We start from the raw sequence: 22,579 nt of genomic DNA, 5'->3' as shown, positions 1-22,579 counted from the left end.
ACATGCTGGTACCTTTCCCTGGTGCTTCCTCGCTCACTCGCGGGCGATGCCCGGTCGCTCGGCTGCGGCGAGCACTGCCTCCTTTCTAAAAACGGCTTTATCCAATCCTCGCAACGGGTATTTCTTTCCAACGAGTAGTGTACGCGGGGGAAAGCATGTCACGCTTCATTTGCCATTCAGGTGCAATCCCACGCCCAGCAAACCATATTTTCCCGAGTCCTGAATGGTTAATACCATCCAGGGTTTTCATCAGTTGCGTGCTCTGTTCCCGCGGCTGCACTTCATCAAACAAATTGAGCTGAGAAACCCCGGTTGGAGTGAAATCGTTGAGCATACAGCCCGCCTTTGCATAGCGGTGACCATCCACCCAGATCCTGTCCAGTGCTTTCACTGCTGCGGCTATGATGTCCCGTGTATCCTGCGTGGGGATGAGCAATTTTTCACTGGCCAGATTACCGTAGTAGGGTTCATTTACGGTAAACGGCGATGTTTTCAAGAACACGGCAATATGCCTGCAGAATTGACGCTCGCCGCGCAGCTTTTCGGCGGCACGTTCAGCGTGCTGACAGACTGCCTGCCGCATCGCCTCATAAGTCGTGACACGTTCACCAAAGCTCCGGCTGCAGACTATCTGCTGTTTGGGGGACGGTGCTTCCTCCAGTGAAATACAGCTTTCTCCATTGAGTTCCCGGACCGTTCTCTCCAGAACCACATTAAAATTTTTCCTGATGAACGTTGGATTCGCGCGGGCCAGCTGCAGTGCTGTGGTGATCCCCATTGTGTTCAGCTTCTTTGAGATCCTGCGACCCACCCCCAGATTTCCTCCACCGGCTGCAGTGACAGCAGTTTTTCTGTACGGCGGGGATTACCCGGCGTTAACGCCAGTACGCCGCCAAATTGTGGCCACTCTTTGGAAGCCCATTGTGCTGACTTCGCCAGGGTTTTCGTAGGTCCCATTCCGACGCCGATGGTCAGCCCCGTGCCGGAACGAACGTGCTCACGCAGCTGCCGGCCGAAATCCTCGAAATCGATGCAGCTGTCAATACCGCGAATATCCAGGAACATCTCGTCAATGGAGTACTGCTCAACGCGTGGCGCCAGCGCTTCCAGATGAACCATGACCCTGTTCGACATGGAGGCGTAGAGGGCGTAATTACTGGAGAACGCGATGACCGGCTCCGGAAATTTTACCGACTTCAGCTGAAACCACGGCACTCCCATTTTTATGCCCAGCCGTTTCGCTTCAGCGCTGCGCGCGATTACACAACCATCGTTGTTACTCAGAACCACCACAGGCCTGTCACGCAAATCGGGACGAAATACTTTCTCGCAGCTCGCGTAAAAACTGTTAACGTCAGCCAAAGCAAACATCAGTCTGTGCTCCGGGTTTTGTGTATAAAAGCCGTCACCACCCCGAAAATCTGCAGTTCTTCCGGATAAAGCGTGGGGTAGGTTGGATTCATCGGCAGCAGGGCGATACGGGGCTTCAGCTGCAGGCGCTTAACGGTGAACTCGCCATCTGTTTCCGCGATGACAATATCCCCCTGCATGGGTTTCTCAGCTTTGTCGACAACCATTAAATCGCCGGAATGCAGACCCATATCCCGCATCGAATCCCCGATAGCCCTGACGAAGAAAGTTGCAGCCGGACGCCGGATACAATAGGCATTCAGGTCAAGTTCCTCCTCCGTGTAATCGGCGGCTGGCGACGGAAAACCCGCCGGGCAACGTTCGGTGAACAGCGGAGCAGTGGACTGCACCGGCTCCTGTTCGGGAGCAAGAAAAAGTAACACGGCATACCTCTTAAAATACCTGTTTTTATATACAGTATTATTTCTTCTTTTTTCTTTTTCGCAAGTGTTCTGTATGCCGACGGCTTCATCATGTTGTATTCGCGATGAATATTTCTTTGCTCAGCGTCAGATTCGACATCTCTTTACTTGCATAAATTGTTCTCTAATTTATCTCAATCAGTGTTCTTTTCTTATTGATAGGGGCTGTTGTTTATGTATAATTCACCAATAGTTCTCTAATACATCTCTTTTTGTTCTCTAAGGCGTTTTCAACTACCCAGGTGACATTCAATGAAAATTTATATCGATGACGGATCAACTAATATCAAACTTCAGTGGAAGGATGATGAGGTCAGGCAGTCAATCAGCCCTAACAGCTTTAAGCGTGAATGGGCTGTTGCATTTGGTGGACAACAAGCGTTCAACTATATGTTGAATGGTGAGCAATACTCTTTTGATCCTATCAGCCCTGATGCTGTGGTTACCACGAACGTCGCCTGGCAATACAGCGATGTGAATGTTGTTGCCGTTCACCATGCGTTGCTTAACAGCGGGATCGAACCTTGTGAAGTCGATGTGGTAGTGAGCCTGCCTTTATCTGAGTATTACGATAAAAATAACCAGCCTAATAAGGCAAACATTGAACGTAAAAAAGCGAATCTGCTGCGACCGGTCGAACTTAATGGTGGCAAGACTTTCACCATTAAGCATGTCGAGGTTATGCCCGAGTCCATCCCAGCAGGTTTTGAGGTGGTAAAAAATCTTAACGAACTGGATTCACTCCTGATTGTTGATCTGGGGGGAACCACGCTTGATATTTCTCAGGTTATGGGGAAAATGCGAGGGATTTCGCGTATTTATGGTGATTCAACCCTCGGTGTATCCTTGATCACCGGTGCGGTAAAAGAGGCGCTGTCCGTGGCAAGAACCAAAGGGAGTAGCTATCTGGCTGACGATATTATCATTCATCGTAACGATGCTTCTTATCTCTCATCACGTATCAATGACACGTCACGAATTGAACTGGTTCGTGAAGCGATTGAGAACGCTCACCACCGACTTGTTAACAGGGTTATTGAAGCCATCAACCGCTTTGAGGGATACTCCCATGTAATGGTTATCGGCGGAGGTGCTGAATTGATCGCCGATCATGTGAAGAAACACTGTGGGGTCAGGGAAGAACGCTTTTATAAAACTCGTTCATCCCAATTTGATCTCGTTAACGGCATGTACCTTATTGGATAAAAACAATGGATACGCGACGCAAAATCACGTTTTACCTGAATCCTGAAACCAACGAAGCGGACCGTTTTGTCTGCCAGAAAACAGATGAAACACCCCAGGGGGAAAGGGGACGTTTATGGCGCGCCGCGCTGCTTACAGGGTTTGCTTTTGGAAAGCAGGATGAGCGTCTTCCGTTCCTGTTCAGCGAGTTACTGAACAGGAATACATCGTTTGACGATCTGATGCAGCTGCTTAAAGCGGTTTACCCTCGTGAAGTCGAAGCGCTTTTACAGGGCAGGATAAAGGAAAATGTACCAGCTGAACGGACTGAGACTAATTTATCCTCTCAAACCCCCAATGCTGAAGATGAAACCCGCAGCAATGCAAAAGGGTTATTCTAAAATGCCGGTGGTTGATGCCAGAGAACATGGAAAGCTTATCCGCCAGTTCCTGAAGAACGTCCGGGAGATACAGGAGCTCGGGCTTATTGAGGATATTGAACATCAGACGCTGTCTGAAATTCAATCCAGTCTAATAAAGATGTCTTCGCCCGGAGCTGGCTATAAGCACACCTGTCCACGACATGGTAGCCCCTGGGAAGAGGCTGAAATTCAGCACCTTATTGAACAGGCTGGTTCATCAAGTTTCGATGTCGGGAGTTTCGCCAGTGAATACCAGCGGCGACCTGAATCCGTCATTAAATACATGAAAAAGCTGGGACTGACAAAATAGTCAGTATTTCCCATCCTCTGTTTTTGCTCAAAAAAAATACAACCCCCTCATATGGGCATTGCACCTGTAATACAGCGTGCTGTGTCCAGCTTATCCACAGACTTTTCCTCCCTTAACTGTGGACAGGGCTCGTGTCATAACAACTCTCTTTCGCTCCCTCACTGATGTTCTTCTTGCCGGAATCAGCCTGCCACCCGCTGCCAGTGTGCCGCGCCCGGACGGACACGGGACGGGCTTCTTTATCGCTCAGGCCCGGCGTCGTTGTGATTGTACGCCATGCCCTCGCCAGTTTAAGGCGCGCCCTTCAAGCCGCTTTCGCGGCATATCCTGGCCGTCGAAACAACTGACGGCTGCGGTATTCCACGGTCGGCGTTGACCCGTTACCGGACGCGACGAACAGGCAGCGTGCGGCAGGGAACGGTATCGCGGTGATGCCTCCTGCCCACCCTGACTGTGTAAGGAGCTTCCCATGCCGAACTGGTGTGCCAACCGACTGATGTTCAGTGGTATTCAAAACAGTGATGCCCTCAAAACGTGGATTGCCGGAGGTGAGTTGTCTCTGCATCACCGCGCCAGAAAAGAAGGTATTCAGCTTTTCCTTGCAGGCTGCGCGGGGATACTGCGCCCCCTGACAGAGCAACATTACGCGCCATATCCGCAACTGGTTTCTTACGGTGCGGCTGCAGACAACCGGCCTTCAGTCCAGGCATACAGCGACTGGCTGGCGATGTTTATGGCCGGAGCTGTGCTGGATGTGGAAACCTGCCAGAAGCTGCATCAGTGCTGGCTGGACAGCCATATCGGGCATGCCCGCTGGGCTACCCTCAGTGAACCGGAACAGGTAGTCATCCTGCAGCTGTACAAGCAAAAATCTTTTGACTGGGGAAACAGTTTCCGGCCTGCGCCGGTGGAGGAATGGTGGAACAGCCTGTGCGATGCTGGTGATGATTTGTTTGCCGCAGAGCCAGTGGATTTGCGTGATGTCCTGCCGACGCGTCTGAATATCGAGGTGAACGGCTTTAACGGTGGTTTGCTGACGGGTGTCCCGTCGTCATATGACCACTATCTGACCCGGTACGGTTGCAAGTGGCCAGTTGGCTATGAGGCAAATATCTGTTTCGCCGGAGAGAACACGCTGACGGTGGATTTTGACACCCCCTGGAGTCCGGTTGGCGAGGACGTTGTGGCTGAACTCAGTCAGCGGTATGGCGGGGAGGTGGAGCACTGGTTTGCAGAGCAGGGCTGCAATTACTGCGGTTATGCCCGGTACGTCAGTGGCGAAACGGACTTGTACATCACTGACGAGCTGGAGTGGGGCGAAGCTGACCCGGACGATGAGGACAGTTTCCCGGACGTAACCGGCCCGGAGTGGATTATCAACAACGTGGCGCACTTTGGCGGCTGACCGGAGGCGGGCGGGAAACCGCCCGGAATAACATGGAATTAAATCTGAATACCTGGCTTGTTGGCCTGAGTGTCGACGTCGGTGGCACTGAAATGATGGTGTATTACCTGGTTTCCGCGAGTGACCTGGCGCAGGCCGAAGCGGGCGTTCTGGAAATGGGACGCACCTGGTGGCCATCGCTGCAACGCGAGGATGACCGGCATCGGTGGGAATATGCCGCAGGCGTGGTCTGGTTTAACAGCATCGTTCTGCTCGATGATGTGGAGAACAGCATCCTGCGTGGCCTGAAGTTCCTCGATGCGTGGACAGTGACCGGCGCGCCGGATGCGCCGGTACTGCGCGACGAGTGGGGGAATGACTGGCGGGATATCACCCGCTGACGGAATACCGGGCAGGGTGACTGCCCGGTACTTCAGGGAGGAATAATGATGTCGCGCTGCTCCTCATCCATGCCGCGCCTGGCGCGGGGATATCCACTGCCCGGAGCCAGTGTGCCGCGCCCGGGCCGACACGGGACGGGCGGTTTTTCCGCTCCTGTCCGGCGTCGCTGTAATTTTACGCCATCCACTCGCACTTTAAGGAGCGCCCTTCAAGCCGCTTTCGCGGCATATCCTTGCCGTCGAAAAAACTGACGGCTGCGGTATTCCACGGTCAGCTTGACCCGTTACCGGTCGCGGCGTACAGGCTCCGGGCAGCAGGGAACGGACGTCGTACCGACGTCCTCCTGGATGCCCCCTGTAACCACGAGGTGTCCCTATGTCCCGTTTTATCCTGGGTAACTGCGTCGATATTATGTCCGGCTTTCCGGATCGAGCCGTTGATTTCATCCTCACCGATCCCCCGTATCTGGTCGGGTTCCGTGACCGTTCCGGGCGCAGTATTGCCGGTGACAAAACTGATGAATGGCTGCAACCCGCCTGCAATGAGATGTACCGCGTCCTGAAAAAAGACGCACTGACGGTCAGTTTCTACGGCTGGAACCGCGTCGATCGTTTCATGGCCGCGTGGAAAAGTGCCGGATTCAGTGTCGTCGGGCATCTGGTTTTCACCAAAACCTACTCGTCGAAATCGGCCTATGTCGGCTATCGCCATGAATGCGCCTATATCCTGGCGAAAGGCCGTCCGGCGCTGCCGCAGGACCCGTTACCGGATGTGCTGGGCTGGAAATACAGCGGCAACCGCCACCACCCGACCGAAAAACCTGTTACCAGCCTGCAACCGTTGATCGAGAGCTTCACACACCCGAACGCCATTGTTCTCGATCCGTTTGCCGGTTCCGGCTCCACCTGTGTGGCCGCCGTCCAGGCTGGGCGCCGTTATATCGGCATTGAGCTGATGGAGCAGTACCACAAAGCCGGGATTACCCGCCTGTCAGCCGTGCAGCGCGCCATGCAGCGCCCGGCCGCCAACGACGTCTTTTATCCGGAGGCCGCGTGATGAACTACGACGGACATGAGGCCCTGCGCCACGATATTGCCGGGCTGGCAAACAATTTATGTGACCTGAAAACCACCATGAAAGTGCTGGAAGAAAAGTATCACTACCGGCATGACGGGCTGCCGGAGCGGCTCGCCGGGGTAAGTTTACGCCGTGCCAGTGAACTGCTGGATAAGGCATTCAATCAGATCCTCATGCTGGACGAGAGTTTTCAGGACTGACGACGGGCGGCGTTGCCGCCCCACAGAATTAACGGAGAAAAAACATGTACGGAACCTGTGAAACCCTCTGCCGGTTGCTGAGTGAGCAGTATCCCGCAGAAACCCCGCTGACCCTGATTATCTGGTCGCCAGCGGATATCGAAGGGCTGGCTGACGGCATTGAATGTGCCGTTTCTGAACAGGACATAAAGGCGGTGCTGGCGCGTATAGATGCCATACCGGAAGACCAGCGCCTTGATTCTGGAGTGCCTTCTTGTGCGGTGATGGACCTGATTGATCAGGTGAAAGAAGCCGTTCCGGCGGTGATGGTGCCGGCTGACCTGCTTGAAACCCTGCTGATGACCGCCGAACAGGCGTTATGGCACAGGGAATGGACCGCCCGGGATGACAACCATCCGGTGCCAGACAGCGTTGCCCGCCGCCTGGCTGATACGGCGAAAGTGCGCGCCTTACTGAAAAACTGAATCCCCACGCCGCCCCGGCGGCGTGGACTGACCCCGTTCAGAGGAACCCATTATGCAGGAAACCACCACCTTAAACGCCCTTGTGATGCGCCGTGCGCGCGATTTGATTGCTGATTATGGATGGCCCGACCATACCGATGTTGAACAGTGTGCTCCGCACAAACCGGGATGGATAAGCATTTATGTCCGTCTGGATGCAGTTGATATCGTTCACCTGCTGCCTTTGCTCTGTGTCGGTGACGTACCCGCCGCGTTGCAACGTGCCATGACAAAAATAACCGGAACACAGGCACAGATTATTTTGTCCGGCAGCCGTTATGCCGACGACCCGCAGCTTCCGGAGGACGGGACACGGATAACTTTTCCCAGGGCCGGGGAATGGCTGACAGAGCCGGAGATTCAGGCGGTAACGGACTGCCTGTCCCGCGCTGTGCGGGATATCTCCCGGCAGGTTCGGGAAGATGCACGCCGGATACAGGCAGCGCTGACCACGCGCGGGGAAACGCTGTTTTACCGGCAGACCCGAAATTTCCGTCTGGTGGTGAAGGAAAACGATTTGCCCTGCTGGCTGGACGACGATGACGACAGGATACCGGTGGTGCTCGATGCCATCCTGAACAAAGGGGCGCGTTACAGTGCCGTGGAGTTCTTTGTTATCAGTGACAAAGTGGATCAAATCCTGGCATGTGGCCAGATGTGTGATGTGCTGCGTATTCCCGGGGAGCCTCCGCGCCGGTGGATGGATTTAACCCTGTTACATGAGGTCATGGCAGAAGCGCGCGCAGAAATCAGTCTTGTCTGCAATGCCCTGTCAGCAATCCGGCCAGTGTAGCGAACAGCAGGGGGCGGAGGCCCCCTGAATCAACCCTGAAGGATGTCGCCGGCTCCGCTTTTATGGCGGCCCCGTCCCTGCGTGACGTGGCCTGGTGGTTTTCCACTCTGTCAGTCCGGTGTCGTGTGCGGGCTGTGCCGTGCATCCATCGTAGTCGGGCTGTCGGGGATACAAGGGTAAAGTGCACGCGGCGGTCACCCGGTCCTTCCTTCACGTCAGCCGTTATCTTCCGGTCGTTCGACCGCTCAGGTTTCACGGTCTCACCCTTCAGCTCCCGTCTGCCGTGCGCGTCAGGCTGCGGCTTCCCTTGCGCCCTTGTATCCCCGACCGATCGCCCGACTGGTCTGGATGCACGGCACCGCCCGGTGTTGCGGAATATGTGATTACGGAGGTTTACCATGCAGTTAGCTACACGTCAGCACACCCTTAACGTCGAAGAATCCGACCGCCTTTCTTTCCTGCCGTACATGTTCGGCACCGATTTTATGCTGGCTGAATTACAGGTGTATGCCCTGGCAAAACAGTGGATGCCCGAATACAACGGGGGGTTCTGGCATTTCATCCGTCTGCCGGAAGGCGGCGGGTACATGATGCCCGACTGCGGTCGGATTCACATGGTAAACGGTGAAAACTGGTTTGATCGTACCGTCAGCGCCGACGCCGCCGGAATTATTCTGACCTCGCTTGCCATTACCCGCCGTTGCTGGACGCATCACGACTGTGGCAACGCCGCACTCACACACCTGTATATGCTGCGTGATACCCAGCTCTGGAATCACATCGTTTTTCACCCTGAATGCAACGCCATATACGCCGCACTCGACTGATTAACCGACGGGGCGGCGATGCCGCCCCGCTGTAACCGCCATTCATCAATTAAAGAGAAACATGCCATGTACGGAACCGTCAGTGAAATCTGTATTGCCTTGCTGAAACAGCATGAAAACAACAAAAAAATTGCCGTCATTACCTGGACGCCGGAGGACGTGCGGGAAGCGGGCGCGGAGTACAGCCCCACGGACGACGATGTGTCTTATGTGCTCCGCGTCATCGGTAAAGCAGGCAGTGCCGGAGTGTGGCGGTACGGGTTAGGACTGGAATTTGTCGCCGATGAACTCAGCAAAATCTCCGCTGCGCGGGCATCGCGCCAGATTGCTGTACCCGAAGATGCGCTGCGTGTCCTGTTGCCCCTGATGGAAGCCGGAATGAACATTCTGCGTTATCAGAGGGCGGACACGGCTGCCGAGGAATGCGCCGCGCTGGATATGCTCAAAACCCTGCTGGCAGTGCCGTTTACGCCGCGTCCGGCTGAATAACAGACGGGGCGGCGATGCCGCCCCTTTTTTAAAAGGATAAAACTATGTACGCACCCGTGAAAGAAATCATGACCGATCTCCTGAAATATAACCTGTCATCCGATGAAGCATTGCTGGTTCTCTGTATTACCCGTGAGGACATCCGCATGTTGACCAGTGAATGGCCTTTGTCCGAGGACGATATTACGTGCGTCATGCAGCGACTGGATGCGACGTATGATCAGGGGGCCGATGTGAGCATGGTCCGTGGCATCACTGAAGAACTGATGGACGAGCGCCGCGCAATACGTGATGTCAGCGTTCCGGCCAGAGCATTGCAAAAAATAATGTTACTGGCAGGCAGTGAACTAAATCGGTTGTACGCCGTGGCAGAAGAAGGGGGTGGTAATGCAGATGCATTTGTGGCTGAAGAACTGGACGCCATGCGCCAGTTACAGACCGCGATCGACGCATAAGAAGGAGTGAGCCGTGAATATTAAACCGGAAACCCGCGAAATTCTTCGCCAGTACAAAGCACTGATTAATGCCCGCCGCCGTGATGCCGACCAGCGCGAACTGACAACCGCGCAGGTCGTGGATGAAATCTGCGAGTACATGACCTGTCAGTGTGCCGTGTACATCGGCGGTCACTTTATCTTACAGGGAGGAAAGGGCAGGTAAGCATGATGGCAGGCGGTTATGCCGCCTGTCAGCCCGCGCGAAAAACCCTGCAGGCTGGCGCCTGCGGGAGGAAGGACTCGCGCCGCGCTTCGCGCCGCTCCCCGTCCTTTTCCCCCCTGACTCAGATGGCGTACACTTACCGCCGGTTTCCCTTTCTGTCGGAGTATATGATGTCCGGATTTAATCTCGCCGCAACATCGAAAGAAGAGCAGGATAAGGTGGCCATTGACCTGGTCGCTTCAGGCGTGGCGTATAAAGAAAGGCTGGCTATGCCGGTGGTCGCTGAACTGGTGGTCAGAGATCTGCCTGAACATCTCAGAGCGTATTTTTGGGGGCGGTTGCACTATTACCGTCAGTTCAGTGAGCAGCTGCCTGACAAAAATGCCCCGGAATATGCCAGAAAAGAGGATGAGGTTAAAAAGTAGCGTCAGTCCTGAAGCATTCTGCCTGTCGCTGGCCGGATTTTTCTCATGCCGGGTGATAGTTTTGTCTGGCCAGTGTGTGAGGTTTTTTTCCTGCCGGTGATAATACACTGCCTGTTCCTGTTCCTGTTCCTGTTCCTGTTCCTGTTCCTGTTCCTTCTGCTGCTTCCCTGTGTTTTTGAAATCTAAAATGTCAGGGTGCTGGCCCCCTTCGGCTCCTGACCAGCTGGCGCTGTCCAGTCGTCGAGCCCCACTCCGCCAGGGCAGCTGCTGCGCACCTGCCAGTCTCCGCCGAACCCCTGCGGGTTTCGGGCCATACGGCTAGGGTCTGATGGCGAAAGTCAAAGGCAGGCTTGCTGCGACCGTTCCGGTCACGCCGCCCCCTGGCGCGCCGTTTCCTGCGCTTTTCGCACCCCGGCGGTAAGGCTGCCGGGCTGTAAGGCGCAACGCCGTTTCGCGTGCCGCGCCCCGTCGTTGCGGCGGGCCCCTGCTCTCATCCACTTCTGGTGCCTTTTCACCGTTTAAGCCCCTCTCGCCCGGGCTGAGACAAGCACAAACGCTGTCAGCCGTCCAGGGTAAATGGCACGCGGTAAACCGCGCCCAGGACAGCTGCCATCGCCCGTGCTCGTTTACGCCCCTGCGGCGAAGGTTCTCAAACGGGTGAAGTTAAATACCAGGGGAACAGCGCAGCAGGTTCCCGCAAACGTCAACACCGCGGCTCCCGAAACTCAACGGGTGATGTTCTTTAAAAACCAGGAGGAAGAAAAATGCAGGCTCAGGCGATGCGTGTTTATCAGATTGCGTTCAGTGGACGCGATGCACAGGGCGTTATACCGATGTTTACCCGTATCCGCGCCGTGACCGGAAAGCGGGCTGTCAGGGCATTTATCGAACGTTATCAACCCGTCTGCGGCTGGTTTTTAGGCGACCCCGAAGATATTACGGACAAAGTACAGAAGGAGGCAGAAGGGACGGGCAGCAACCCGCAGACATGAAAAAAGCAGGGTAAACCCTGCTTTATCCACGTCGTAAAAGTCGCGCTAACGGCTTTTACGGCTTCATTAACTACCATAAGGAGTTAACTTTATATGACCGTTTCTATTGTTTCACCTTCCGCCGGAGCTGTAAAGCCCCACAAACATAAGCGCATCAGGCGCGCCGAGCTATCCGCATCAGAGATTAAACCCGAATTAAAAGCGTTCGGGCGACATATTGCCAGGCGTATCTGCAAGAGGCGCGGGGTGCATATTCCCGCGATGACTAATGATGCGTTCGGCCAGGTGCTTCGCACCCTGAAACTGAAACGCGGACTGTAACTAATCAGGTGAGCCGCCCCCGCGAGGGGCGGCAACCACAGGAAGGAGAAACCCACATGACACAGACCACCGCCCTGGCACTGACTGCCAGCATCACCCCGCCGCCCGCGTCTGAAGACACCCCCGCGCAGTCGTACCGGGCGACATACTCCCCGGATGACAACAAGCTGCGCCTGTATGCCGCAGAGCGCCTTGATGATGAAACCTATCAGAAAATCCATGCCGTGGGTTTTCGCTGGGCACCGAAACAGGCGCTGTTTGTCGCGCCAGCCTGGACGCCAGCCCGTGAGGACGTGCTTCTGTCTCTTGCCGGAGATATTGAAGACGATGGCAACACCCTGTTTGACCGTCAGGAACAACGCGCTGACCGTTTCAGCGGCTACAGCGAAAAACGCGCCGGGGAGTCAGAGCAGACGCTCGCGCAGGTATCCGTCACATACAGTACGCCTTAACGCTGCTCGAATCCGGCGGAATACTGACGGCGGTTTGTCTGAAGGGGCCACGCCAGCAGAAGATCCTGAAACCCCTGTCTGATGTCTGGGAGCCGCTGCCGCGTGGCACATTCACGTATACCGGTGTTTCAACCGTCCTGCTCAGAATTCAGACCTGACGGGCACAGTGAGCCGGGCGGGGGAGGATGCCCCCGTCTGGCCGCGCCGGAAAAGGCCGCGCGCCTGCGGCGCTGAAAGGCATTGCGCTGACGCGCAACGCCCTTCATTTCGCGTCATAGCCGTTCTGATGAATGGCTTTGCAACGGGCTGTATTTCTGTCTTCTTCTGCCCCTTGCTCCTGTAGCTATTACCTCTCCCGATGGGAATCAGCAACTGAGCCTATTTTTTCAAAAACTAAATACCCAGGGCGCTGGCCCCCTTCGGCTCCTGACCAGCTGGCGCTGTCCAGTCGTCGAGCCCCACTCCGCCAGGGCAGCTGCTGCGCACCTGCCAGTCTCCGCCGAACCCCTGCGGGTTTCGGGCCATGCGGCTAGGGTCTGATGGCGAAGGTCAACCCCTGCGGCTTGCTGCGCCCGTGCCGGCCGCGCCGCCTCCACCGCGCCGGCGATGCCGTCGCTCTGATGCCGCCACGCCGTTCCGACGTGTCGGGTGTGTGCATCCTGTTCATCCGGTGAGGCCATCGCCCTGTGTGTCCTCACGCGGAGGGCTGCTTGTAGCACCGTCATCCGCCTGCCCGCAAGGGTACGCTTCGCCGTTCCTCGCCCGTTCGCACTTCGCCTGTCGGCTCGCTTGCGCTGCGGCCTGCGGTGACGCCCCTGCGTTCATTCGTCAGCCGTTGCTCCTTTGCCATTTGCCGCGAGAGAACTCACCAGGGAGATGGAAAACCATCACCACAGGAGAAAACCAGGATGCACACACGAAACGTCAACGTCAAAACCGCCGCTCAAGAATCTTCCAGGAAGATGGGGGAAGGGCAAAATCTGGCAGCAGTTGCTCGTGAACGCGTGGCAGGTTCAATAAACCTCAAAAAGGGAGTCACGGTCACCATCGCTGAAGTGGATCGCTATGGCGATGTTCAGGTGGAAATCCGTACAAACGGTTTACTCAACTGGCGGGCGTGGTCATTTGAGCCTGATTTTATTGCGGATCTGGACCGAAACCTGCGCTACGTCGAACAGAAGTGAATGATGGCTGACTGGCCATTTTTAACAAACAAAAGGGGAACATCATGCTGAAACTGAAAAATGCTCTGACCACCAACCATGTGGGCAAAAGCCCTGACATTGTGAAGTTGCTGCGTATTCAGGCCACAGAGAGTCATGTGGTTGAGTTCGATAACGTGGACACGCGTTTCAATGATTGTTCTAACTGGCAAATCATGGTTGACGGGGAACGCATCCTGTTCAGTACCCGTATGCATGAGCGTTTTTCTGACATGAAAGCGGCTGTTCTGGCAACGGTCGCAGTCTGCGGAAACCGCGCAACACCATCAGACAGTGCAATGCTGGATAGCGCACAGGCAATGATGAAAATGCTCGACGTTTATCCGTCTTTTGCCGCGCTGGCTGAACATCCGAAACGTCTAACCAACTGAAAGAATGTCGTGACCGGAGGGCAATCCGGTCACGACTGACCATCACTTAAACTAGAGAGGTAAAAATTATGGTCGCCACTAATACTAAGGCAAGCAAAACGAATAAATCCAGACGTAATAAGAAATCTGAACCCACAACCGCTCCTGCTACAGATCAGACTCTGAGCCAGCTTTTAGCTGTGCTCCCCGTACAGCAAATCGCTTATACGCGTTTGTCTGCATCAGATCTGAATGTGCGTCTGATTAAGCATACTGACAAGGAAGTGGAAGAACTGGCTGACAGTATTGCTGCCGTGGGGATCCTACAGAATCTGGTCGGCGTCGAACAGCCGGATGGAACGATCGGGATTGTGGCAGGTGAAGGTCGCCGCAGAGCATTGGGTGTTCTTGTTGTGCGGGGAAGTGTGGATGCTGAATTTCCGTTTGTTCCGGTAAAAGTCGTTCCGCTGGACCTCGCGGTGGCTGCCTCCATGACGGAGAATGGCAAACACAAAATTATGCACCCTGCCGAGCAGATTGTCGGCTTCCGTAATCTTGAGCGAGAAGGGCGAACCCCCTCACAAATTGGCGCTCTGCTGGGATATGCACCTCGCCATGTTCAGCGCTGTCTGAAACTGGCGAACCTTGCGCCATCCCTGCTGGATGCACTGGCGCGGGATGAGATTACCCTTGAGCATTGTGAAGCTCTGACCCTAGCTGATTCTCACGAGCGTCAGGAGCAGGTCTGGAAAGAAGCTGTCGAACAACATCGCACTCCGAGTGTACATACTCTCCGTAAAATGGCCACAGATGACAAAATGGCCATAAGCCATCCGATGTTTGTCTTTGTCGGTGAAGAAGCCTACCTCGCAGCAGGAGGTCATCTGACCGCAGATCTGTTTAGCGATAAAGACAGTACTTTTGCTGATGCCGCGCTGGTGAAATCTTTGCTCACCGGAAAACTGACGGTGACGGCTGCGCGTATCCGGCAGGAACAGGGCTGGGGTTGGGCTGAGTTTCGTATGACGGAACTCAGCGGTCATGGCGAAGATAAAGAGCTGTATCGCTTTGCCATGCCAGCGGCTGTGCTGACTGATGATGAACAACGCCGTATCGATGAACTTGAAAATGCCATCGAGGATTGCTCGTCCTATGATGATCAGTACGAATTTCAGCAACAGATTGATGATATCCGCATCGAGGCCAAATACCGCGAGGCCACGCCGGAATTTCGGGCGAAGCATGGTGTATGGGTGTCATGGGATAACGGCAATTTTCAGGTTCAGCCAGGTATCCGCAAACTGACTGACGAAGATCGCGCACAGGAAGAACAGGAACGAGAGGCGCGACAGACGCAGGATAACAATGTAATCACCTACACCACGCCGGAAACACCTGCCGATGCATATCCGGCAACGCTGGTTAAAGCTATGTCCGCTGAACGTACTCTCGCGGTACAGGCTGAACTGGCGGGACGTCCTGACGTGTCTGTGGCGCTGCTGACATGGACACTGTGTCTCGGTCTGTTTGAACGCAGTTATGGTCAGCGTAGTGAACCCCTCAAAGCCTCAGTCACCAGTAATCAGTATCTGCTCGCCTCTCTGGCTCCGTCCGGTGATGAGGGCAAAGCTTTATTGTCACTTAAGGTTCAGCGTGAAGCATTTCAGGCGACGTTGCCGGAAAACTGGCATCTGGATTTCACCTGGTTGCTGTCATGGTCTGCGGAACAGGTGTGCGCCCTGCTGGGATTCTGCGCAGCACATGGGATCAACGGTATTCAGGAACGCCTGTATAACCGTACCGAGCGGAGTGAACTGGATGGGCTGGAAGCTGCTCTGGACTTTGACCTGCGCAAATGGTGGCAGCCGGATGCGACCAGCTACTTCGGAAAACTAAAAATTTCTCAGATCGGCAAGGCTTATGAAGAAGCAGGGATGGCGGAAAGAGCGCGGGAAGTTGTGAAGCTCAAACGCCGTGATGCTGCTGCCGCTGCCGCAGATGAACTGAGTGTAAAAGGCTGGTTACCAGACTGGATGGTTCGTACTCAACCTGTTGAACAGGATGAAACTGAGTTAACAGAAACTGACCATACAGACCACGCAGCTTAAGACGGAGGCCGCCGCCTTCGGGCGGCGGGAACGACATGACCATGATTTATGATCTGAACAAAATTAACAGCCTGACCGCTTACGATATGGAGTATATCCGCCAGAAGGGTGAGGATGCTCGCAATGAACTCAGTGATGCCGTAACCCGTATGCTGGCTGTACCTCAGAACTGGTGTATCTGCGCCGAGTACCGCATGGAGTTTGGTGGTTTTTTCCCTGTTCAGTGCCGTCTTAGTGCTGATGGTTGTGATGATTATCATCTGTGCGTATGTAGCCCCGGCGACATTTCCCCGTACTGGCTTGTTGTTTTACTGTCAGCTGGAGGTCTGGTTGTTCGCACGCTCTGGCAGGGAGAGAAACTCGACCCCGTAAGCATCAATGCGCTGGTCAGCCAGGTGGCTGGTATGCGCCGGTTTGGCTGTTCAGCCCGAACTGTTGTTAGCCTGTTGAATAAGGAGGTGGTGGCATGATCCCGTCAGCACACTCTCTTGTTACGCTGAAGCCTGCCCGTCAGGCGGCACTTCAGGCCATTATTAACGTGGAAACTTCCCGTGAACGTGGTGCGCGGTTACCTGCCTTACCACATGTCCGGGCTTTTCTCCGGTTGCTGACCGGATGCGGCCGACTGAATGCTACGGTTGCACGCCAGATCCCCGGACTGAACTGGGAGCCGCGGAACCGGCTGGTATCCCTGAAACAGGTTGAAGAGGCGCTGGACAGGATGATCGCCACAGGCGGTGAAGCTTGCCCGCTGCCGCTGAACCTCGATGTACAGGCCGAGTTGTTTCCTGAAGTCATACACACGCGTACAGACAGACGATTACACAGAGAGAAAATCAGCTTCACACGAAAAATGCGGAGGGTAGCCCGCCAGGTTGACCATGCATGGCGATTGCGTCAGAACCTTCTCGGACAGGCGGTGACTGAACTGAATTTTCAGTCACCTGAAACTGTCAATATCTGGTACCGGCGTTGGGCAGACGAGTTTGACGCGCGTGAGCTTGAATCTGCATTCTGGCGCTGGCAGACGCGGTTCACTTCGCTGAAAGAACTTGACTGGTCGCGTTACAGCAATGCACCGCTGTACGAAGTTATGTATGAAATTACCTGTATTGTGAAGGAAACTCCGGATGCCCTGCGTCAGGCAGAAAACTGGCTGGTTCCCAACAAACTGACAGACCGGAGCTGATTATGAAATGGCGCTATTCATTGCGGTGGAAGTTGCCACACAGGCCGTGTCCGGGGCCGCATGAACTGGTGTCCGAAGTAGTGGATGCCGGACAGCAGGCTCCTGAATCAGTCATGTCTTTGTGGGTGGCGGGGGCCGGGTATGCCGTATGCGTCGATTTTCTGGATGACAGACAGATCAGACGCTGGAGCGATGAACGAAAAGCTGCCACCCGCAGACGAAATCTGGAGCGGCGTGTAAACCGGATTGCGCCATTGTTTGCTGATGAACTTATCGAGCGGGAGCTGGAAACCCGACCGGAGTATTTTCGCGGAAAATCAGCACGATAAGAGCAGGAAACCTGGTCAGACAGTGACGGTGTGCGGTATAATGGCGGTGGCGCTTGAGGCTTTTTGCCTCATGACGTGAAGGTGGTTTGTTGCCGGGTTGTGTGGCAAAAAGCAGAAAGCCCCGTAGTTAATTTTCATTAACCCACGAGGCCACCTGTATGCCTAGACAACATCAGGATAGCCTCTTAGATGCCGCAAGGCAAGGAGAAGAAGGCCATGAAACTGCCACGAAACACTCTGTTCTGGTGCGTATTAATAGTGTGTCTCACGCTACTGATATTTACCTACCTGACCCGGAAATCACTCTGTGAAATCCGCTACAGGGACACGAACAGGGAGGTGGCGGCTTTTATGGCTTACGAATCCGCTAAGTAGCTAACCCCGGCGGGGGGAAACCCCCCGCCAATCAGGGGCTGTGGTGGTTTGGTTATGCCTGAAGCGCCTTTATGAAGGGGTTGCCGGTTCGCTGGCAGCCCCTTTTTCCTCTTCTGGTGCGATCGCAAGCATGAACAGCCAGGAAGGACGGTTCCCTCCGGGAACGGGGCAGGGCGGCAGCGCCTGCGGCGCGCCCGCTCTCTTCCCGCCCTGTCCATTGTGATTTACTGATTGCGGATCATTTATCTACTGTCTGCATGGTTCTGTTCTATTCCTCTGGTCTCAGTAATAACAGACTGATGGCCCCCTTCGGCTCCTGACCAGCTGACGCTGTCCAGTCGTCGAGCCCCACTCCGCCAGGGCAGCTGCTGCGCACCTGCCAGTCTCCGCCGAACCCCTGCGGGTTTCGGGCCATGCGGCTAGGGTCTGATGGCGAAGGTCAACCCCTGCGGCTTGCTGCGCCCGTGCCGGCCGCGCCGCCTCCACCGCGCCGGCGATGCCGTCGCTCTGATACCGCCACGCCGTTCCGACGTGTCGGGTGTGTGCATCCTGTTCATCCGGTGAGGCCATCGCCCTGTGTGTCCTCACGCGGAGGGCTGCTTGTAGCACCGCCGTGTCGTCATCCAAGGGGTATATAAACTCCGCCAAAACTTTTTGCCTGGGGCCGCAAAAACTTTTGTCTCCGCCCCTTTCCTTCCTTAGACGTCGTTGCTCCTTTGCCCTTTGCCGCGAGAGAACTCACCAGGGAGATGGAAAACCATCACCACAGGAGAAAACCAGGATGCACACACGAAACGTCAACGTCAAAACCGCCGCTCAAGAATCTTCCGGAAGATGTGTAGGGACATGTCCGGAACCGATTGCTGCAAAGGTACTGGCATTCCACGGACAGGATGCCAGTTATGCATTTAATGTCCTGGCTGACCTTAAAGCAGCCGGTGCGTCATACACCCGCCGGAACATTATTGCGGATATGTTTCGCCGTCTTGGTGTGAATTAACCAGCTAAAGGAAAAATGCAATGAACAGAGATTTGACTCCAGTTCGTGGCCTGAATATTCGGATTCAGTGGGGGATGGCTCGCGTAATGAGAGTTATCGACCCGGTTAAGGCCCGGAGTGAAGAGACTGATGCTCTTATTGAAGCTCAACAGGCTGGCTATCAGGATTTCGGCCTGGGGGAATTCACTCTTCCTCACATGTTTGCTGACGAACCTCAACTGGTGAAAGCATGGAACGCGGGCGTGCAGTTCGCAGCATCATGCCATGAAACAGAAAACTGTGAATTCTGCCAGAGCGAAGAAAGTGAATGCTGCCCGTTACATGGCTGAATACCGTTACTTCAAAAAAGAAAGGAAATAGAAATGGCTACTCAAGTCATCAGCGCCATACCAGCTTCATCCCTCATTATTCTGGTTGCAGAGAATGAAAATAACGCAACTGCGGCAGAAGATTGGGATGTTATGGAGTTCCATACTCTTGCCGAGTTGAAAAAGCTGCGTAAACACTCTCCCGAAAAAATGAAAGGTCGTTACTTTTATGCACTCAGTAAGGGCGTGGATCCACAGTTTCGCCATATCCATTTAACTGAAGCAGAACACTTCAAACAGTTCGTGCGCAAGATAGAACGTATGGGACTGTCGATTTAAAGCAGTCATGTACGAACCATTCATTCCGGGCGGGAAACGAACAGCTTCTCGCCCCGTTTTGAAAAATGGCCAGTTTTGGTGGCCATCGTTTGCGGTGACCACGTTCTGGTACAACGATACGGCCAGCAGGCCACTTAAGAACCGTTGCGACAGAAAATGATGTCGCAGTTAAGGAGAACGACGATGACTGAACACACCCTGTACGATGTCCCGGCTACCGTCCTGAAAGTAATGGCCCAAAATCTGGAGAATGAAAACTACCCTGTTCGAATCAGAAGTAATGATGACCATGCTTCACTTGCAGCGGCTGCACTGTGGTTGTTTGCAAAACAAACTGGCCTGGATCGGGACAGTGAGTCGCTGGGAACGGTTCTGACAGATTTTCTGGGGGATCTGCTACACCTGTGTGAGCAATTTGACCCAGATACATCCGGAGAGAAACACCTGCGGGAATCCCTGCGAACTGCACTGATGCATTTTGAGCAGGAAAAAGAAGAACGCCTTTACTGAAAGGGATAACAATTCAATAAGATGGCAGAAATATGTCTGCTGTCTTATTGTCTTAACGGGATATGCAGATGGGGCAGGCACCGCGCAGAATAAAGCCGCGCGCCTGCGGCGCTGAAGGGGATTGCGCTGGCGCGCAACACCCTTCATTTCGCGTCATAAACATTCTGATGAGTGTCTCTGAAACAGGCTGTATTTCTGTCTTCTTTTAACCCTTACCCCGGACACTACTGCTGCTATACGTCTCCCTGATGTGCAGCTGCTTCCCGGTGTTTTTTGAAATCTAAAATGTCAGGGTGCTGGCCCCCTTCGGCTCCTGACCAGCTGGCGCTGTCCAGTCGTCGAGCCCCACTCCGCCAGGGCAGCTGCTGCGCATCTGCCAGTCTCCGCCGAACCCCTGCGGGTTTCGGGCCATACGGCTAGGGTCTGATGGCGAAAGTCAAAGGCAGGCTTGCTGCGACCGTTCCGGTCACGCCGCCCCTGGCGCGCCGTTTCCTGCGCTTTTCGCACCCCGGCGGTAAGGCTGCCGGGCTGTAAGGCGCAACGCCGTTTCGCGTGCCGCGCCCCGTCGTTGCGGCGGGCCCCTGCTCTCATCCACTTCTGGTGCCTTTTCACCGTTTAAGCCCCTCTCGCCCGGGCTGAGACAAGCACAAACGCTGTCAGCCGTCCAGGGTAAATGGCACGCGGTAAACCGCGCCCAGGACAGCTGCCATCGCCCGTGCTCGTTTACGCCCCTGCGGCGAAGGTTCTCAAACGGGTGAAGTTAAATACCAGGGGAACAGCGCAGCAGGTTCCCGCAAACGTCAACACCGCGGCTCCCGAAACTCAACGGGTGATGGTTTTTAAAAGCAAGGCACTGAATTAAGGAGATTTATCATGGCAGCACGTGGCGTAAACAAAGTCATTCTGGTCGGTCATCTGGGGCAGGACCCTGAAGTGCGTTACATGCCCAACGGGGGCGCGGTGGCAAATCTTACCCTGGCAACGTCTGAAACATGGCGCGATAAGCAGGACGGGGAGATACGCGAACACACCGAGTGGCACCGTGTTGTCGTGTTCGGAAAACTGGCGGAAATCGCAGCGGAGTATCTGCGTAAAGGTGCCCAGGTCTACATCGAGGGCCAGCTGCGTACCCGCAAATGGACCGATCAGTCTGGTCAGGAAAAATATACCACAGAGGTCGTTGTTAATGTGGGCGGCACTATGCAGATGCTGGGCGGTCGCCGTGACAGCCAGGCACAGCAGGGCGGTCAGCAGTTTAGTGGACAGCCGCAGCCGGAACCTGAGACCCCATCTCCGGCGGTAAAAGGTGACGCAAAAGGCGAGGGCAGGGCAGCAAAAGGAAAGAGTAAAACGGCAAAAGGAAAAAACGCAGAAGCAGTACCTCAGCAGCCGCCAGCGCAGCCCGAACCGCCGTATGATTTCGACGATGATATTCCGTTCTAGGATTTGAATAATTTCAATTGCGCCTGAACTGGACTGCGCCCCAAAAGTTGGATACCCGACTGATTAAGGTGCAGTTTTTTTTGGGTAAATCCGAGATTTATATATCGAAAAAAAACACGATATTTCACATAAAATCAGCGAGATAAAGGGAAGATGCCTGGTCAGTCTGGTATGGGGTGAGGTATAATGGCGGTGGCGCTTGAGGCTTTTTGCCTCATGACGTTTCAGATGTTGTGTGGCAGAAAGAAGAAAGCCCCGTAGGAAGTTAATTAAATTAACCAACACACGAGGCGATCTGCTTGACTAGACACCAACAGAATAGCCTCTTAGATGCCGCAAGGCAAGGAGAAGAAGGCCATGAAACTGCCACGAAACACTCTGTTCTGGTGCGTATTAATAGTGTGTCTCACGCTACTGATATTTACCTACCTGACCCGGAAATCACTCTGTGAAATCCGCTACAGGGACACGAACAGGGAGGTGGCGGCTTTTATGGCTTACGAATCCGCTAAGTAGCTAACCCCGGCGGGGGGAAACCCCCGCCAATCAGGGGCTGTGGTGGTTTGGTTATGCCTGAAGCGCCTTTATGAAGGGGTTGCCGGTTCGCTGGCAGCCCCTTTTTCCTCTTCTGGTGCGATCGCAAGCATGAACAGCCAGGAAGGACGGTTCCCTCCGGGAACGGGGCAGGGCGGCAGCGCCTGCGGCGCGCCCGCTCTCTTCCCGCCCTGTCCATTGTGATTTACTGATTGCGGATCATTTATCTACTGTCTGCATGGTTCTGTTCTATTCCTCTGGTCTCAGTAATAACAGACTGATGGCCCCCTTCGGCTCCTGACCAGCTGACGCTGTCCAGTCGTCGAGCCCCACTCCGCCAGGGCAGCTGCTGCGCACCTGCCAGTCTCCGCCGAACCCCTGCGGGTTTCGGGCCATGCGGCTAGGGTCTGATGGCGAAGGTCAACCCCTGCGGCTTGCTGCGCCCGTGCCGGCCGCGCCGCCTCCACCGCGCCGGCGATGCCGTCGCTCTGATGCCGCCACGCCGTTCCGACGTGTCGGGTGTGTGCATCCTGTTCATCCGGTGAGGCCATCGCCCTGTGTGTCCTCACGCGGAGGGCTGCTTGTAGCACCGTCATC

Annotated in this window: 31 protein-coding genes and 4 pseudogenes; 33 read left to right on the top strand and 2 right to left on the bottom strand. The window is 54.9% G+C overall.

Annotation, left to right across the window (positions count from 1 at the left end; genetic code table 11):
• Positions 1 to 97: 97 nt before the first annotated feature.
• Positions 98 to 1,371, bottom strand: a pseudogene (locus E1B03_RS00950) (Y-family DNA polymerase).
• Entirely contained in the window at positions 1,371 to 1,793 is a 423-nt protein-coding gene (gene umuD / locus E1B03_RS00945; protein ID WP_133085522.1) for a translesion error-prone DNA polymerase V autoproteolytic subunit, read from the bottom strand. Before umuD ends, E1B03_RS00950 begins: the two are co-directional and overlap by 1 nt.
• Before the next feature lie 291 nt (positions 1,794 to 2,084).
• Here umuD and E1B03_RS00940 point away from each other — a divergent pair, with 291 nt between their 5' ends.
• The 33 genes and pseudogenes from E1B03_RS00940 to E1B03_RS00770 all read left to right on the top strand — a co-directional run bounded on the left by E1B03_RS00940 (position 2,085) and on the right by E1B03_RS00770 (position 21,964).
• Positions 2,085 to 3,038: a plasmid segregation protein ParM gene (locus E1B03_RS00940; protein ID WP_057064187.1), complete on the top strand. Its 954-nt coding sequence runs from the start codon at positions 2,085 to 2,087 to the stop codon at positions 3,036 to 3,038.
• A 5-nt stretch (positions 3,039 to 3,043) separates the two neighbouring features.
• Positions 3,044 to 3,418: a plasmid partitioning/stability family protein gene (locus E1B03_RS00935; protein WP_057064188.1), complete on the top strand. Its 375-nt coding sequence runs from the start codon at positions 3,044 to 3,046 to the stop codon at positions 3,416 to 3,418.
• 1 nt (position 3,419) lies between these two features.
• Positions 3,420 to 3,749 (top strand): hypothetical protein, encoded by a 330-nt coding sequence (locus tag E1B03_RS00930; RefSeq protein ID WP_057064189.1) that lies wholly within the window; start codon positions 3,420 to 3,422, stop codon positions 3,747 to 3,749.
• A gap of 469 nt (positions 3,750 to 4,218) precedes the next feature.
• Positions 4,219 to 5,154, top strand: a complete 936-nt coding sequence (locus E1B03_RS00920) for a DUF1281 domain-containing protein (protein ID WP_133085521.1) — start codon at positions 4,219 to 4,221, stop codon at positions 5,152 to 5,154.
• 32 nt (positions 5,155 to 5,186) lie between these two features.
• Positions 5,187 to 5,534, top strand: coding sequence for a hypothetical protein (locus tag E1B03_RS00915; RefSeq protein ID WP_133085520.1), 348 nt, complete (start codon positions 5,187 to 5,189; stop codon positions 5,532 to 5,534).
• A 376-nt stretch (positions 5,535 to 5,910) separates the two neighbouring features.
• Positions 5,911 to 6,591 (top strand): DNA methylase, encoded by a 681-nt coding sequence (locus E1B03_RS00910; protein WP_086529999.1) that lies wholly within the window; start codon positions 5,911 to 5,913, stop codon positions 6,589 to 6,591.
• Positions 6,591 to 6,812, top strand: coding sequence for a hypothetical protein (locus tag E1B03_RS00905; RefSeq protein ID WP_057064193.1), 222 nt, complete (start codon positions 6,591 to 6,593; stop codon positions 6,810 to 6,812). The genes E1B03_RS00910 and E1B03_RS00905 overlap by 1 nt, the downstream gene beginning before the upstream one ends.
• Positions 6,813 to 6,856: 44 nt before the next feature.
• Positions 6,857 to 7,276, top strand: coding sequence for a DUF1380 family protein (locus E1B03_RS00900; RefSeq protein WP_057064194.1), 420 nt, complete (start codon positions 6,857 to 6,859; stop codon positions 7,274 to 7,276).
• 52 nt (positions 7,277 to 7,328) lie between these two features.
• A complete protein-coding gene (locus E1B03_RS00895; protein ID WP_133085519.1) occupies positions 7,329 to 8,108 on the top strand; it encodes a hypothetical protein in 780 nt (259 codons plus the stop codon).
• Between the two features lie 398 nt (positions 8,109 to 8,506).
• Positions 8,507 to 8,935, top strand: coding sequence for an antirestriction protein (locus E1B03_RS00885; RefSeq protein ID WP_133085518.1), 429 nt, complete (start codon positions 8,507 to 8,509; stop codon positions 8,933 to 8,935).
• An 18-nt stretch (positions 8,936 to 8,953) separates the two neighbouring features.
• The gene (locus tag E1B03_RS00880; RefSeq protein WP_246044108.1) at positions 8,954 to 9,424 is read left to right on the top strand and encodes a DUF1380 family protein; all 471 of its coding nucleotides are present in this window, start codon (positions 8,954 to 8,956) and stop codon (positions 9,422 to 9,424) included.
• Between the two features lie 44 nt (positions 9,425 to 9,468).
• Entirely contained in the window at positions 9,469 to 9,879 is a 411-nt protein-coding gene (locus tag E1B03_RS00875; protein WP_057064197.1) for a hypothetical protein, read from the top strand.
• A 13-nt stretch (positions 9,880 to 9,892) separates the two neighbouring features.
• Complete coding sequence (locus E1B03_RS00870) at positions 9,893 to 10,084, top strand: hypothetical protein (RefSeq protein ID WP_057064198.1); 192 nt, start codon at positions 9,893 to 9,895, stop codon at positions 10,082 to 10,084.
• Between the two features lie 170 nt (positions 10,085 to 10,254).
• A pseudogene (locus E1B03_RS00865) lies at positions 10,255 to 10,609 on the top strand (DNA polymerase III subunit theta).
• A 664-nt stretch (positions 10,610 to 11,273) separates the two neighbouring features.
• Positions 11,274 to 11,501 (top strand): hypothetical protein, encoded by a 228-nt coding sequence (locus E1B03_RS00860; RefSeq protein WP_057064199.1) that lies wholly within the window; start codon positions 11,274 to 11,276, stop codon positions 11,499 to 11,501.
• 93 nt (positions 11,502 to 11,594) lie between these two features.
• Positions 11,595 to 11,822: a CCDC81 family HU domain 1-containing protein gene (locus E1B03_RS00855; protein ID WP_057064200.1), complete on the top strand. Its 228-nt coding sequence runs from the start codon at positions 11,595 to 11,597 to the stop codon at positions 11,820 to 11,822.
• Positions 11,823 to 11,878: 56 nt separating this feature from the next.
• Positions 11,879 to 12,250 (top strand): annotated as a pseudogene (locus E1B03_RS00850) (DUF3560 domain-containing protein); the annotation flags it as partial.
• Positions 12,250 to 12,432: pseudogene (locus tag E1B03_RS00845) on the top strand (class I SAM-dependent methyltransferase); the annotation flags it as partial. The pseudogenes E1B03_RS00850 and E1B03_RS00845, both read left to right, overlap by 1 nt.
• A gap of 750 nt (positions 12,433 to 13,182) precedes the next feature.
• Complete coding sequence (locus E1B03_RS00835; protein ID WP_057064204.1) at positions 13,183 to 13,458, top strand: hypothetical protein; 276 nt, start codon at positions 13,183 to 13,185, stop codon at positions 13,456 to 13,458.
• Between the two features lie 44 nt (positions 13,459 to 13,502).
• Positions 13,503 to 13,868, top strand: a complete 366-nt coding sequence (locus tag E1B03_RS00830) for a hypothetical protein (protein ID WP_119173758.1) — start codon at positions 13,503 to 13,505, stop codon at positions 13,866 to 13,868.
• A gap of 68 nt (positions 13,869 to 13,936) precedes the next feature.
• Entirely contained in the window at positions 13,937 to 15,955 is a 2,019-nt protein-coding gene (locus E1B03_RS00825; protein WP_133085552.1) for a ParB/RepB/Spo0J family partition protein, read from the top strand.
• Between the two features lie 35 nt (positions 15,956 to 15,990).
• Complete coding sequence (gene psiB / locus E1B03_RS00820) at positions 15,991 to 16,425, top strand: conjugation system SOS inhibitor PsiB (RefSeq protein ID WP_057064207.1); 435 nt, start codon at positions 15,991 to 15,993, stop codon at positions 16,423 to 16,425.
• Complete coding sequence (locus E1B03_RS00815) at positions 16,422 to 17,144, top strand: plasmid SOS inhibition protein A (protein ID WP_057064208.1); 723 nt, start codon at positions 16,422 to 16,424, stop codon at positions 17,142 to 17,144. The genes psiB and E1B03_RS00815 overlap by 4 nt, the downstream gene beginning before the upstream one ends.
• A 2-nt stretch (positions 17,145 to 17,146) precedes the next feature.
• Positions 17,147 to 17,473: a hypothetical protein gene (locus E1B03_RS00810; RefSeq protein ID WP_057102321.1), complete on the top strand. Its 327-nt coding sequence runs from the start codon at positions 17,147 to 17,149 to the stop codon at positions 17,471 to 17,473.
• Positions 17,474 to 17,631: 158 nt separating this feature from the next.
• Positions 17,632 to 17,784, top strand: a complete 153-nt coding sequence (locus tag E1B03_RS26390; protein ID WP_246044107.1) for a DUF5431 family protein — start codon at positions 17,632 to 17,634, stop codon at positions 17,782 to 17,784.
• On the top strand, positions 17,729 to 17,848 hold the full coding sequence (locus E1B03_RS00805) for a type I toxin-antitoxin system Hok family toxin (RefSeq protein ID WP_223156217.1): 120 nt from the start codon (positions 17,729 to 17,731) through the stop codon (positions 17,846 to 17,848). The genes E1B03_RS26390 and E1B03_RS00805 overlap by 56 nt, the downstream gene beginning before the upstream one ends.
• Positions 17,849 to 18,629: 781 nt before the next feature.
• On the top strand, positions 18,630 to 18,848 hold the full coding sequence (locus tag E1B03_RS00800) for a hypothetical protein (protein WP_131334168.1): 219 nt from the start codon (positions 18,630 to 18,632) through the stop codon (positions 18,846 to 18,848).
• 20 nt (positions 18,849 to 18,868) lie between these two features.
• Positions 18,869 to 19,177, top strand: a complete 309-nt coding sequence (locus E1B03_RS00795; protein ID WP_131334167.1) for a hypothetical protein — start codon at positions 18,869 to 18,871, stop codon at positions 19,175 to 19,177.
• Positions 19,178 to 19,210: 33 nt separating this feature from the next.
• Positions 19,211 to 19,495 carry a hypothetical protein gene (locus E1B03_RS00790; protein ID WP_131334166.1) on the top strand — a complete coding sequence of 95 codons (285 nt, stop codon included), beginning with the start codon at positions 19,211 to 19,213 and terminating at the stop codon, positions 19,493 to 19,495.
• Positions 19,496 to 19,678: 183 nt separating this feature from the next.
• Complete coding sequence (locus E1B03_RS00785; protein WP_131334165.1) at positions 19,679 to 20,005, top strand: hypothetical protein; 327 nt, start codon at positions 19,679 to 19,681, stop codon at positions 20,003 to 20,005.
• A gap of 873 nt (positions 20,006 to 20,878) precedes the next feature.
• The gene (locus E1B03_RS00780; protein WP_131334159.1) at positions 20,879 to 21,448 is read left to right on the top strand and encodes a single-stranded DNA-binding protein; all 570 of its coding nucleotides are present in this window, start codon (positions 20,879 to 20,881) and stop codon (positions 21,446 to 21,448) included.
• 299 nt (positions 21,449 to 21,747) lie between these two features.
• Positions 21,748 to 21,900: a DUF5431 family protein gene (locus E1B03_RS26380; protein ID WP_246044106.1), complete on the top strand. Its 153-nt coding sequence runs from the start codon at positions 21,748 to 21,750 to the stop codon at positions 21,898 to 21,900.
• Positions 21,845 to 21,964 carry a type I toxin-antitoxin system Hok family toxin gene (locus E1B03_RS00770; RefSeq protein WP_223156217.1) on the top strand — a complete coding sequence of 40 codons (120 nt, stop codon included), beginning with the start codon at positions 21,845 to 21,847 and terminating at the stop codon, positions 21,962 to 21,964. Before E1B03_RS26380 ends, E1B03_RS00770 begins: the two co-directional genes overlap by 56 nt.
• Positions 21,965 to 22,579: the final 615 nt, after the last annotated feature.

It is taken from the genome of Citrobacter arsenatis (genome assembly GCF_004353845.1).
Taxonomy (GTDB): domain Bacteria; phylum Pseudomonadota; class Gammaproteobacteria; order Enterobacterales; family Enterobacteriaceae; genus Citrobacter; species Citrobacter arsenatis.
Note: the sequence above shows the minus strand (reverse complement) of the source record. Positions and strands in the feature narration are given on the sequence as shown.